12 protein-coding genes are annotated in these 12,268 nt (G+C 71.3%); all 12 read right to left on the reverse strand.

The window, feature by feature from the left end; genetic code table 11:
* Positions 1 to 91 precede the first annotated feature (91 nt).
* Positions 92 to 217 carry a type B 50S ribosomal protein L36 gene (gene ykgO, locus DK389_RS31380; protein WP_003601867.1) on the reverse strand — a complete coding sequence of 42 codons (126 nt, stop codon included), beginning with the start codon at positions 215 to 217 and terminating at the stop codon, positions 92 to 94.
* A 188-nt stretch (positions 218 to 405) separates the two neighbouring features.
* Positions 406 to 1,743: an HlyD family type I secretion periplasmic adaptor subunit gene (locus DK389_RS31385; RefSeq protein WP_418292090.1), complete on the reverse strand. Its 1,338-nt coding sequence runs from the start codon at positions 1,741 to 1,743 to the stop codon at positions 406 to 408.
* 115 nt (positions 1,744 to 1,858) lie between these two features.
* Positions 1,859 to 3,739 carry a type I secretion system permease/ATPase gene (locus DK389_RS31390; protein WP_109895707.1) on the reverse strand — a complete coding sequence of 627 codons (1,881 nt, stop codon included), beginning with the start codon at positions 3,737 to 3,739 and terminating at the stop codon, positions 1,859 to 1,861.
* A 326-nt stretch (positions 3,740 to 4,065) separates the two neighbouring features.
* Positions 4,066 to 5,241 (reverse strand): photosynthetic reaction center cytochrome PufC, encoded by a 1,176-nt coding sequence (gene pufC / locus DK389_RS31395; RefSeq protein WP_109895709.1) that lies wholly within the window; start codon positions 5,239 to 5,241, stop codon positions 4,066 to 4,068.
* Entirely contained in the window at positions 5,238 to 6,215 is a 978-nt protein-coding gene (gene pufM / locus DK389_RS31400) for a photosynthetic reaction center subunit M (RefSeq protein WP_109895711.1), read from the reverse strand. The genes pufC and pufM overlap by 4 nt, the downstream gene beginning before the upstream one ends.
* 16 nt (positions 6,216 to 6,231) lie before the next feature.
* Entirely contained in the window at positions 6,232 to 7,056 is an 825-nt protein-coding gene (gene pufL / locus DK389_RS31405; RefSeq protein WP_109895713.1) for a photosynthetic reaction center subunit L, read from the reverse strand.
* A gap of 265 nt (positions 7,057 to 7,321) precedes the next feature.
* On the reverse strand, positions 7,322 to 7,507 hold the full coding sequence (gene pufA / locus DK389_RS31410; RefSeq protein WP_109895715.1) for a light-harvesting antenna LH1, alpha subunit: 186 nt from the start codon (positions 7,505 to 7,507) through the stop codon (positions 7,322 to 7,324).
* A gap of 13 nt (positions 7,508 to 7,520) precedes the next feature.
* Positions 7,521 to 7,748 carry a light-harvesting antenna LH1, beta subunit gene (gene pufB / locus DK389_RS31415; protein ID WP_109895717.1) on the reverse strand — a complete coding sequence of 76 codons (228 nt, stop codon included), beginning with the start codon at positions 7,746 to 7,748 and terminating at the stop codon, positions 7,521 to 7,523.
* 133 nt (positions 7,749 to 7,881) lie between these two features.
* Entirely contained in the window at positions 7,882 to 8,100 is a 219-nt protein-coding gene (locus DK389_RS31420; protein ID WP_109895719.1) for a hypothetical protein, read from the reverse strand.
* Between the two features lie 104 nt (positions 8,101 to 8,204).
* Positions 8,205 to 9,671: a chlorophyllide a reductase subunit Z gene (gene bchZ, locus DK389_RS31425; RefSeq protein ID WP_109895721.1), complete on the reverse strand. Its 1,467-nt coding sequence runs from the start codon at positions 9,669 to 9,671 to the stop codon at positions 8,205 to 8,207.
* Complete coding sequence (gene bchY / locus DK389_RS31430) at positions 9,671 to 11,278, reverse strand: chlorophyllide a reductase subunit Y (protein WP_109895723.1); 1,608 nt, start codon at positions 11,276 to 11,278, stop codon at positions 9,671 to 9,673. Before bchY ends, bchZ begins: the two co-directional genes overlap by 1 nt.
* Before the next feature lie 11 nt (positions 11,279 to 11,289).
* Positions 11,290 to 12,267, reverse strand: a complete 978-nt coding sequence (locus tag DK389_RS31435) for a chlorophyllide a reductase iron protein subunit X (protein WP_109895725.1) — start codon at positions 12,265 to 12,267, stop codon at positions 11,290 to 11,292.
* Position 12,268 lies beyond the last annotated feature (1 nt).

Genomic DNA, 12,268 nt, shown 5'->3' on the forward strand with positions numbered 1-12,268 from the left:
CTTGTGCGCCCCCGGCGCGCGCGTCAACGCGCTCGCTTGCCGCGCAGGATCGCGGCGCCCGCGGACCGTGAAGCCCGCGGGCCGGATCGCCTCAGCCCTGGCGGGCCTTGAAGCGCTTCTGGGTCTTGTTGATCACGTAGACGCGGCCCTTGCGGCGCACGAGCTGGTTGTCACGGTGCCGGCCGCGGAGCGACTTCAGCGAGTTGCGAATCTTCATCGGTCTTCTCTCGGCGCGGAGGGTCCCGGCCGCCTATCGGTTCAAGTCTCGGGAACGGGAGCGCCTCGCGGCATCCCCGGCGATGGCAGCGGACGCATCGCGGAAAGGCGGCTCCCTTATCAGGATTCGCCCCGCGGAGGCAAGCCGCCGCGGAGCGGGACGGAGCGTCCGCCCCGCTCTCGGCTCGGCTATCGTTCTTTCCAGGCTTTGGCGATCTGGTCGGTGAGGGGCTTGGTGAGGTAGCTGAGCACGGAGCGCTCGCCGAGTTGCATGAAGCTCTCCACCGGCATGCCCGGCACCAGCTTCGAGCCCCCCAGCCGCGCCGTCTGCTCCTCCGGCACCTGGATCCGCGCCACGTAGTAGCTCATCCCCGTCTTCGGATCGCTCGTCACGTCCGCCGAGACCCGGCTCACCACCCCGTCGATCTCCGGCGTCACCCGCTGGTTGAAGGCCGGGAAGCGCAGCACCGCCGCCTGGCCCACCCGCACGTTGTCGATGTCCTGCGGCTGGATCTTCACCTCCACCGCCAGCTGGTCGGCCGACGGCACGATCAGCATCGCCGGCTCGCTCGGCACCACCAGACCCCCGATCGTGTGCACGGCCAGCTGGTGCACCGTCCCGTCCTGGGGCGCGCGCAGGTCGATGCGCTTCAACTGGTCCTCGGCCGCCACCCGCTTCTCCACGAGTTCCGACCAGCGACCCCGGATCTCAGCGAGCTCCTTGCCCACCTCCGTGCGCATGTCCCCGTCCACCTGCAGGATCTGCAGCTCCGTCTCGGTGATCTTGCCCCGCGCCGAGGCCGTCGAGGCGATCAGCTGGCCCCGCTCCCCCTCCAGCCGCGCCGCGTCCCGCTCCAGCGCGGTCACCCGCGAGAACGGCACCAGGTTCTTGGCAAACAGCTCGCGCACCCCTTTCAGCTCCGAGCCGATCAGCCGGATCTCCCGGTCCTTGGCCGCCGCCTGCTCGGTCAGCCCCGTGATCTCCTGGCCGAGCTGCGCCACCCGCTCGCGCAGCTGCGCCTTCTGGCCCTCCCGCGCGGCCACGCGGGCCGCAAACAGCCGCCCCTCGCCCTCGAGCAGGTGCGCCACCGCCGGGTCGGAGGAGCGCGCCAGCAGCTCGGGCCCGAACGTCACGCGGCCCGCCCCGTCCCGCTCCGCCTCGTCGCGGGCGCGGCGCGCGGACAATTCGTCGAGGGCTTTGAGCACGATGTCGAGGTTGGCCCGGGTCTGGGTCTCGTCGAGCCGGATCAGCACGTCGCCGGCCTTGACCCGCTGGCCCTCGCGCACCCGCAGCTCGCCGACCACCCCGCCGGTCGGGTGCTGCACCTTCTTGACGTCCGACTCCACCACGAGCTGGCCCGGCGCGATCACCGCCCCCGAGATCTGGGTGAAGGTCGCCCAGCCGCCGACCCCGACGATCAGGGCCGCCGACAGGCCGATGGCCAGGGCCAGGTGGCGCCGGATCGAGCCGAGCGCGCGCGGGCGCGGCGGGCCGATCAGGCCGGGGGCGGCCAGGCCCGGGCTCATGCTCACCGACATCTCACGATCCCCCGCATCTCAGCCCCACCCATCACGCGCTCGCCCAGCATCCGGCGCTCGCCCAGCATCACGCGCTCGCCCAGCATCACGCGCTCGCCCAGCATCACGCGCTCTCCTGCAGGCCGGCCGGCGGCTGGGCCGGACCGCCCATCGGGCCGCCGCCGGGACCGCCCTGGCCGCTTCCCAGGCCGCTTGCCAGGCCGCTTGCCTGACCGCTGGCCTGACTACCGCCGGGACCGCTTCCAAACCCCATCGCCCGCGGCATCGGCGCCTGTGGCTCGGCCGCCACCGGGGCCGGTGCCGGGCGCAGCACCCGCTTGAACACCTCGTCCTTGGGCCCGAACGCCTGGGCGCGCCCGTCCGCCATCATCAGAACGAGATCCACCGCGGCGAGCGCGCTCGGGCGGTGGGCCACCACCACGCAGATGCCGCCGCGCTGGCGCACCCCCAGGATGGCTTGCGTCAGCGCGTTCTCGCCCTCGTTGTCGAGGTTGGCGTTGGGCTCGTCCAGGATCACCAGGAACGGCTCGCGGTAGAGCGCGCGCGCCAGCCCGACCCGCTGGCGCTGGCCGGCCGAGAGCCCGGCCCCGCCCTCGCCGATGCGGGTGTCGTAGCCCTCGGAGAGCCGCAGGATCAGCTCGTGCACGCCCGCTGCCCGGGCGGCCGCGATCACGTGCTCGGGGTCGGGGCTGACCTCGAAGCGGCTGATGTTCTCCGCGATCGTGCCGGCAAACAGCTCGACCTCCTGGGGCAGGAAGCCGATATGCGGCCCGAGATCGGCGCTCGACCATTGGTCGAGGGCGGCGCCATCCAGCCGGACCTTGCCGCGCACCGGCGGCCAGACGCCGACGAGGGCGCGCACCAGCGAGGACTTGCCCGACGCCGACGGCCCGATCACCCCGAGCCCCTGGCCGGCCTGGAGGGCGAAGGAGAGGTCCTGCACCACGAGGCGGGGCGCGCCGGGAGGGGCGACGCTCACCCCCTCGACCGCCAGCGAGCGGGTGGGCGCGGGCAGGGCGTGGGGCTGGCTGACGGCGGGGATGCGGGCGAGCAGCTCGGAGAGCCGGCCCCAGGCCTGGCGGGCCTGCACGAAGCCCTTCCAGTTGGCGATCGCCAGCTCGGCCGGGGCGAGCGCGCGCGAGACCAGGATCGAGCTCGCGATGATGATGCCGGCGGTGGCCATGTTGTTGATCACCAGCCAGGCGCCGAGCGCCAGCACGCCCGATTGCAGGGCCATGCGGAAGACCTTGGAGCCGGCCCCGAAGCCGCCGGCCACGTCCGAGACGCGCTGCTGGGCCTCCATGTAGTCGCGGTTGGCGCTAGCCCAGCGGGCCCCGACCCGGCCCTGCATGCCCAGCGCGGCCAGCACCTCGGCGTTGCGCCGGCCGGCCTCGGCCAGGCCGTTGCGGCGAAGCCCATGGCCGGTGGCGGCCTGGGCGGGGGTGCGGGTGGAGCGGTCGGTGACGTAGGTGACGAGGGCCAGCACCAGGGCGCCGACGATGGCGGCGACGCCGATCAGGGGATGGAACAGGAAGCAGATGACGAGGTAGATCGGCATCCAGGGCAGGTCGAAGAAGGCGCCGGGCCCGGCGCCCGAGAGGAAGCCGCGCAGGGCATCGAGGTCGCGCAGCGGCAGGAGGCCGTCGCCGGGGGTGGCGCCCTTCAGCGGCGCGCGCACGACGAGGTCGAAGACGCGGGCGGAGAGCGCCTCGTCGAGCGCCGCGCCGACCCGGGCCAGGATGCGCGAGCGGATCATCTCGAGGAGGCCCTGGAAGGCGTAGAGGACCAGCGCCAGGGCCATCAGGCCGACCAGCGTCGGCACCGAGCGGCTCGGGATGACGCGGTCGTAGACCTCCAGCATGAAGAACGAGCCGGTCAGGTAGAGCACGTTGACCAGCCCGCTCATCACACCGACGCCGATGAACGCCGAACGGCACCGGCTCAACGCCGAGACGATTTCGGTGGAGTCACGCCCCCTCAACAAAATCCCGCTCCATCTCTCGCTCCCGCGCGCTTGTAGCCAGGTCGGCACGACCGGTCATGTGGGAAAACGAGAGCGTAGTTGCAGGGCAATCGTGGCGGATTTGAGCGGACGGCCTTTTTCTTCGCGCCCGGCACTACGGCCAAGCATTCGCGAGCGCCAATATTGTCGGGCGGCCGAGCTTGTTCATCGTGAGCCCGGCCGGATCAGGCGGCCTTCCTGGGACGGCGCGGCGGCAGCGGTCCCGGATTGTGCCCGGATCGTGCCTGGACCTGCCCGGATCGTGGGAGGGCGGGCACTTGAGGCCGCCCTCCCCGTCGAGGTCGCGCTCAGGGCTTGGGCGCGGGGGGCTGCGGCGCGGGTGCGGCCGGAGCCGGCGCGGGCGTCGCGGGAGCGGGCGTCGCCGGAACGGCCGTGGGCGCCGCCCCGCCGCCGTCCGGCGCGGCCGGTGCGGGCCCGGTCGCGGCGATCTCCGTGGACTTGGTCAGGGAGGGATAGGCCTCGACCACGTGGGCGCCGTTGAGGGGCTTGTTCACGCCGTTGTGGCAGGTGGTGCAGTTGATCTTCGGCACGTCCCCGAGCGCGCCCAGGCGGTTCCTCGGGAAGGTCGATTGCAGCGGCTCCATGTAGTCGCCGTTGAGGTCGCGCACCATCCGGATCCCGTGCCAGGCCGAGACGCGCTGCGGCGTGCTCTCGCCCCAGTTCGAGATGGCGCGGGTGTTGTGGCAGTAGGTGCAATTGACCCCGAGACCCTGCGACATGTGCATCATCAGGCCGTAGGTCTTCTCCGCGTCCTGGATCGGCTTGCCCTTGCCCTCCGGCAGCGCCGTCGTCGCGTTCACCCGGATGACGTTGTTGTCGATCGCCTTCTGGCCGAGGAACTCGGTCAGGGTGTCGTAGGGCAGCGAGGACAGGCCGACCGATTCCTTGGCGAGGTTCTGGCCGTTGTTGCGCGGGATGAACCCTGAGCGGGCCTGCGGCCCCGGATCGGTGAACCAGATGTTGGCCGGGACCGGCTGGCCGCGGTGGCAGGTGTAGCAGGTCACGCCCGCCTCGTGGACGTGCTTCTCCTTCCAGGTCGCGTTGATGTGCTGCGTCATCTGCAGCATCCGCCGGGCGACGCGCTTCTGGTAGAGGCTGTCGTCGGCCATGTTCTCGGTGTTGTGGCAGTAGGTGCATCCCTGCTCGGGCGAGACCCACTCCGTCATCGAGACCATCAGGCGGTTGAACTCGTTCGTGGTCAGGTTCTGCAGGACCTTGACGTTCTCGTAGGTCTTGCCCGCGAGGTCGTCGCCGGGCTCGGCCGGTGCGGCGGGCTCGGGGGCTTGGTTGGCGGCCTTGACCTCGCGGGCGTCGGCCCGCGTCTCGACCTGGGCCATCGCGGTGCCGCGATAGCCGTTCTGGCTCGTGACGAGCGGCGGCCGGTCCCAGCCCGCCGTGCCGAACATCGCGAGGGTGAGGAACAGCGCGACGACTGCGCCCGCGACGGAGAGAAGGGTCTTCATTGGCCACCTCCGGCCGCGCTCAGAGGATCGACGATCGGGCCGTAGACATGGGGATAGGCCGGCGCGACGCCGTGCTTGACCGCCCACAGGTACCAATTGTCCACGACGGTGCCGGTGAGCAGGATGCCGATGCCCCCGGTCAGCGTCGTCAGGACGGCAAACCACCAGGCCCAGCGGTGGACCGATTCCATCGTGGCGTTGAAGCCCATGGTCCAGCGCCAGAACAGGGCGGCGCGCTCGGTGGCGGTGCCGCGGTCGACGATCTGGTCGATCTCGCGCTCGGAGCCGTAGCGGCTCGTCGCCAGGATGGTCGCCCCGTGCATGGCGAACAGCAGCGTCGACCCGTACAGGAAGACGATCGAGAGCATGTGGAATGGGTTGTAGAAGAGGTTGCCGTAGCGCAGCGAGAAGGCCGCCGTCCAATCGAGGTGCGGGAAGATGCCGAAGGGCACCGCCTCGCTCCACGAGCCCATCATCACCGGCCGGATGAAGCCGAGGACGAGGTAGAGCCAGATGGCCGAGGCGAAGGCCCAGGGCACGTGGGTGCCGAGGCCCAGCGCCCGGGCCCGCCGGTAGAGCCGCACCCACCAGAGCAGGATCGAGGCGGTGAGGAAGAAGCCGGCGATCAGCCACCAGCCGCCCTCGTTGAGCGGGGGCAGGACCTTGAGCCCGTATTGCGGGCGCGGCGGCTCCAGCGCCAGCCAGGGAAGTTGCCGCACGAACTGGACGGGATCCCAGTTCACCGAGGCCCACATGTTGAGGCCGATGATCTCGAAGGCGATGAGCCCGCAGGCGAGCGACAGGGCGCCGAGATAGCCGCCGTAGATCGGGCCGACCTGGGCGTTGCCGAACAGGCCGAACAGGTAGCTGTGGAACGGCCGGCCCCAGCGCCGGTCGACCGCGACGGGCACGCCCATCTCCGGATCGATCGGCCTGACCTGCACCTGCGTGAAGATGTTCTGGTAATACGCCATGGCGTCGGCTCCCCCTTCAGCGCCAGACCGGGAGATTGAGCCACCAGCCCCACCATTCCGGCCAGCCCTTGGTCCAGAACGGTCCGCTGATGATAATGCAGACGGCGCTCCAGAAGCCCGCCGAGAGGGCCAGGAACAGGCCGAGGCGGTGGATGCCGAGCGTCCCGATCGAGTAGCCGATCGTGTCGCGGAAGAAGGTGTCCTCGTGCTCGGGCGTCTTCACCACCTCGCCCTTAGGCGGGTTGGTGGAGGAGAGGATCAGCGAGCCGTGCAGCGACAGGGCGAAGGTCGTCGTGAAGAAGAACGACACGCCGAGCATGTGCGCCGGATTGTAGTGGAAGTGCAGGTACTGGTAGCCCGTGTTCGAGACCCAATCGAGGTGCGAGAGGATGCCGTAGGGGAAGCCGTGGCCCCAGGCGCCCATCAGGAACGGGCGGATCACCACCAGCGACACGTAGGCGAAGATCGCCACCGAGAAGGCGAAGGGCACGTGGTAGCCGATGCCGAGCTTGCGGCAGATCTCGACCTCGCGCAGCGCCCAGGAGCAGAAGGCGCCGATGGCGCAGAAGGTGATGAGCTGCCAGAGGCCGCCCTCCTTCAGGGGCGCCAGCGCCAGCCCGTATTTCAGGTCGGGCGGCGCGATGTTGATCTGCCAGACGTTCCAGGTCGGGCCGATCGCCGCCCCGTAGAGGATCAGCGCCGTGCCGAGCACGGAGAAGAAGATCGTCGTCACGCCGAAGAAGCCGACGTAGAACGGCCCCACCCAGAAATCGAACAGGTCGCCGCCGACGAGCGTGCCGCCGCGGACCCGGTACTTCTTCTCGAAACTCAGCATCGCCATCGCGAAACCTCCCGGGGCTCGTAGGAAATCCGGTTGATCCCTTCGGGATGGCGGATTTCGCCTTCGCTCAGACGCCGCGCGGGCTGCCCGATACGGTCTCCGCTTGCTGGAAGCGAAGACCGTATCGGGCGTCACGGCGCGCATCGGCCGTCACGGCGCGGTCGTCGCAGCGGGCGGGGCGTGCCGGTCTCCCGGCGCGGCCCCGTCCGCGGCTGGTCTCGTGCAGGGTCCGGGCTTCGGCGCGGCCTCGCCCGGGCCGTGCGGATCACGCCGGGGTCGGCGGCACGATCTGCAGGGTGGCCGCGGCCGCCGCCTTCTTCGGGCCTTCGAGCCAGTTGAACCGGTCGGTGCTGAGCAGGATGAAGTGGATCAGCAGCGCCAGGACGAACAGGAAGGTGAAGAGCGCCACGAGGGTGCGGCGCGGATCGAAGAGAAGCCAAACCTTGTGCATGGTGCGGTCCTCCTCAGGAGAGCATCGAGACGAGGCCGTGGGCGGCGCTCGTCACGCTGTCGAGGGCGGCGTAGCCCTTCGGGCCGGGCAGCCAGGGGCGCCACATCCAGACGAGGATGTGCGCGACCACGGCGATCGCCGTGAAGATGATGAAGCTCGTCAAGAAGATCGCGTGGAACTCCTTGGCTTCCGGCTCCGTCAGCCCGGACAGGCTGCTCGGTCTTTCCAATCCATTGGCCATCGTCGAAGACCTCCGCTTGGGCTGGCCGCGCCGTCGGGGGCGCGGCGGGTGTCACCGTGGCGCGTCGTCCGCCACGGCCGGACTTCCACCCGTTCACCGGGACGGAAGCATCTCGGGGCCGTCGGCCCGCCCCTCAGCCCATGAAGGCGAAGGGGATCGCCGAGACCGCCATGGCCCGCGCCTCGCCGAAGACGGAGCGGCGGGCGCCGAGGGCCGGGCGGTCGGGGCCGCGGCCCGGCAGCAGGCGCTGCGAGATCGCGGCGGCGAGGAAGAGGGGGTAGGTCGCGGCCAGGATGACCCGGAACTGAAGGGCCTCCCGGTGCAGGCGCGACGTCGCGTTCGGTCCACGCATGGCCTTGCTCTCCTCAGGCCGTCCCCTCTCGGGACGGGCCGGCTGATCTTCGGGCTGGAACGATGCCGGGCGGGGCGTCCGCACGGCGGGGAAGAGGGCGGCGCTCATGCTGCGGCCCCGAGCTTGAGGCCGGCGCGGGCCCGGTCGACGTGGTCGGCCGCGACGATGGCGGCGCCCTCGCCCCGGGCGCGGGCCTCGGCCGCGTCCCGCAGGCGCTTGGCCGCCGAGATCCGCACCAGGACGGGCTCGCGCTCGACGAGGGCGTCGAGGGCGGCGCGGGCCGCCTCCTCCCAGGGCAGTTCCCGGTGGAGACGGGCGGGGGTCGCCTCGACCGCATCCATGTCGCGGGCGAGCGGCAGGATGTGGAAGAGCGTGTCGAAGAGGGCGTTGCAGACCTCTTGGACGAGGTAGGTCGCGCCCGAGTAGCCCATGAAGGGCGTGCCCGTGTGCCGCCGGACGACGGCGCCCGGGAACGAGGCCGGCACGTAGGCCGAGCGGGCGCCGGTCTCGGCGAGGTACATCCGCTCGTTGTAGGAGCCGAACAGGACCAGGGGCGGGCTCTTTGCCACCGCCTCCCGCACGCCCGCATTGTCCGGCTTGGCGCCGGGCTTGCGGGCGATTGCGAAGCTGCAGGGCAGGCCCATCTCCTCCTCGAGGAAGTGGCGCACGCCGCGGGCGTAGGTCTCGGTGGCGACGATGCCGAAGCTCGCCGTGCCGAAGAAATCCTGCGTCACCGAGCGCCACAGGTCCCAGACCGGCTTGATCGTGGTGTGGCGCTCGCGCTCGATGAAGGGCTCCGGGTCGAGCCCGAGGATCTCGCCGAGCGAGCGCAGGAACTTCGTGGTCGAGAGCACCCCGATCGGCGCCTGCAGGTAGGGCCGCTCCAGATCCTCGCAGAGGAGGCGCCCGAATTCCCGGTAGAGGCAGATGTTGGCGTCGGCGTTGACGAGCTTCGGCACGTCCGCGAGGTGCGAGCCGAGGGGGAAGACGAGGTTGATCTCGGCCCCGATCCCCTCGACGAGGCGGCGGATCTCGGCGAGGTCGGAGGGCATGTTGAAGGTGCCGTAGGCGGGCCCGACGATGTTGACGCGGGGCCGCTCGCCGGCCTTCCGCTCGGGCCGGGCCGAGATGCCCTTCTTGGCGAAGCGCTTGGCGCCGTGCTCCTGCCAGAGCCAGCGCATCGCCCGGTCGGCGGCCTGCCACTGGTCCTCGTCGATGGTGCGGGGCAGGAATCGCTGGAGGTTCGTGCCCTCCGGCGTCACGCCGCCGCCGATCATCTCGGCGATCGAGCCCGTGACGACGACGCTGGGCTGCGACGGGTCGAGCGTCGCGTGCGCCCGCTTCATCGCCCCTTCGGTGCCGTGGCGGCCGAGCTCCTCCTCGGCGAGCCCCGTCACCACGATCGGCAATTCGTGCGGCGGCAGGGCGTCGGTGTAGTGCAGGACCGAGGTGACCGGCAGGTTCTCGCAGCCGACCGGCCCGTCGATGACGACCTGCAGCCCCTTGATCGCCGTGAAGACGTAGGCCGCGCCCCAGTAGCCGCCGGCTCTGTCGTGATCGAGGACGAGCATCAGGCCATCTCCCCGATCGGGTCGTGGGCATGCGCCTTGGGCTTGGCGGCCGCCGCGCTCTTGCGGGCCTTCGGGACCTCCTCCCAGATGCCGGCGGCGTGGCCGGTGCCGACGCCCTCGAAGAAGTCGCGCATGCGGTCGAAGCGGGCCCGGTTGCCGAGGGCCGCGTTGATCACCGCCGCGAGCGAGCCGGCGCCGGCCACCCCCATCAGGGGGCGGGCCGAGATCAGGTTCGTGAAGTAGAGGGCGGGCGTGCCCGCTTCCTTGGCCTTCTGCACCACCGGCGTCGTGCCGATGGCGAGATCCGGCCGGAACTCGGCGAAGGCGGCGAGGTCGTCCTCCAGCGAGGCCCGGTAGCGCACCGTGACGCCGCGGGATTCGAGCCAGTCGAGATCCTCCTCCGAGTGGAGGGTGCGGGGGCAGGCGGTGCCGACGTAGCGCAGGTCCGCCCCGCTCTCGACGAGGAGGCGCCCGACGAGGAGTTCCGAGCCCTCGTAGCCGGAGAGCGTGATGCGGCCGCGGATCGGGGCGGCCTGGAGCGCCGCGCGGATCGGCGGGAGAAGCCGGTTCTCGGCGGCCTCGACCACCTGCCGCGGCACGCCGCAGGCCTCGCCGATCCGGGTGAGCCACGTGGCCGTGCCGTCGTGGCCGACCGGCGCCGAGCCGATCGCGGGCCGGCCCGCCGCCTCGAACTCGCGCAGGCTCGCCGTGTAGAACGGGTGGATCGCCGCGACCGCGGCGCCGTCGAGGGCGGCGTAGAGCTCGCGCCATTCCCGCGTCGGCACGACGGGGCCGGCGGCGAGCCCGATCGCGCCGAGCATCGCGCCGATCACCACGGGATCGGCCGGGAACATCTCGCCGAGCAGCGTCACGGTGGGGCGCTCGGAGCGGCCGGCGCGGGGGGCCTGGACCGGGCCCTGCTCGGCCTCGGTGCGGGCGACCCGCAGCATGGCGCCGGCCAGCACGTCCTTGGCTTCCGCATGGGTCGGCACGCCGAAGCCCGGCACGTCGATGCCGATGACCCGCACCCCGTCGATCTCCTTCGGCAGCAGCCGCAGGGGCACGCCGGAGGCGGTCGGCACGCAGAGATTGATGACCACGACCGCGTCGTAATCCTCGGGCTTCGCCGTGGCGTGCACCGCCTCGCGGATGTCCTCGAACAGCTTGCCGGTGACGAGGGTCTCGGAGTTGAACGGCACGTAGCCGACGCTGCGGCGCGCCCCGTAGAAATGCGAGGTGAAGGTCAGCCCGTAGACGCAGCAGGCCGAGCCCGACAGGATCGTCGCCGTGCGCCGCATCCGGAGGCCGACGCGCAGGGAGCCGAAGGCCGGGCACATGCTCTGCGGCTGATCGTGGGGACCTGCCGGATAGTCCCGCGCCAGCGCCTCCAGCGTCTCGCTCATGCCGGCAGCCGCGGCGGCCGCGCGCAGCGTGTCCTTGCCGCCGTGGCAGCCGAGCCCGTCGCCCGGGTTCCCGTCGCCCGGGTTCCCGTCGCCCTTGGTGGCGGCGAGGTCGACGACCCCGCCCGCGGCCTGCGCCCCCTGGAGGGCGGAGGCCGGGCGCTCGCGGCGGGCGCGGAGATCGGCGATGTCGAGGGTGACGGCCATGTGCGCTCCCCTCAGACCGTGTCGTAGACGACTTCGAGGGACGGCTTCACGATCGGGCTCGTGCCGCACATGTCCTCGAAGGTGGCGGGTTCCAGCACCACGTCGCGGCCGACCGTCTCGCTCGCGAACAGGCCGAGCAGCCCGTCCTGGCTGAGGGGCCTGGGCTGGTGCGGCGCGGCCTCGCCGACGTTCCGCGCGAGGTCGGCGAAGAGCGGCCCCCAGCGCCCGTCCGGCTTGCCGATGATCTCGTAATTCGCGCTCTTGCGGCGGATGTCCTCGTCGGCCGGGATCGAGGCGAGGACCGGGATGCCGACGCTCTCGGCGAAGGCCTGCGCCTCGCCGGTGCCGTCGTCCTTGTTGATGACGAGGCCGCCGACGCCGACATTGCCGCCGAGCTTGCGGAAATACTCCACCGCCGAGCAGACGTTGTTGGCGACGTAGAGCGATTGCAGGTCGTTCGAGCCGACGACGATGACCTTCTGGCACATGTCGCGGGCGATCGGCAGGCCGAAGCCGCCGCAGACCACGTCGCCGAGGAAGTCGAGCAGGACGTAGTCGAAGCCCCATTCGTGGAAGCCGAGCTTCTCGAGCAGCTCGAAGCCGTGGATGATGCCGCGGCCGCCGCAGCCGCGCCCGACCTCCGGCCCGCCGAGCTCCATCGCGTAGACGCCGTCGCGCTTGAAGCAGACGTCGCCGATGGCGACCGCCTCGCCCGCGAGCTTCTTCTTCGTCGAGGTCTCGATGATGGTCGGGCAGGCGCGCCCGCCGAAGAGCAGCGAGGTGGTGTCGCTCTTCGGGTCGCAGCCGATCAGCAGCACCTTCTTGCCCTGCTGGGCCATCATGTAGCTGAGGTTGGCCAGGGTGAACGACTTGCCGATGCCGCCCTTGCCGTAGATCGCGATGATCTGCGTGTCCTTGCGCGCGGTGGTCGGAACCGGGTCCGGCTCATGAGCTGCTTCCGCGCGGAGAGCCGCGCCGGTCAGGTGCATG

Source organism: Methylobacterium durans (genome assembly GCF_003173715.1).
Taxonomy (GTDB): Bacteria; Pseudomonadota; Alphaproteobacteria; order Rhizobiales; family Beijerinckiaceae; genus Methylobacterium; species Methylobacterium durans.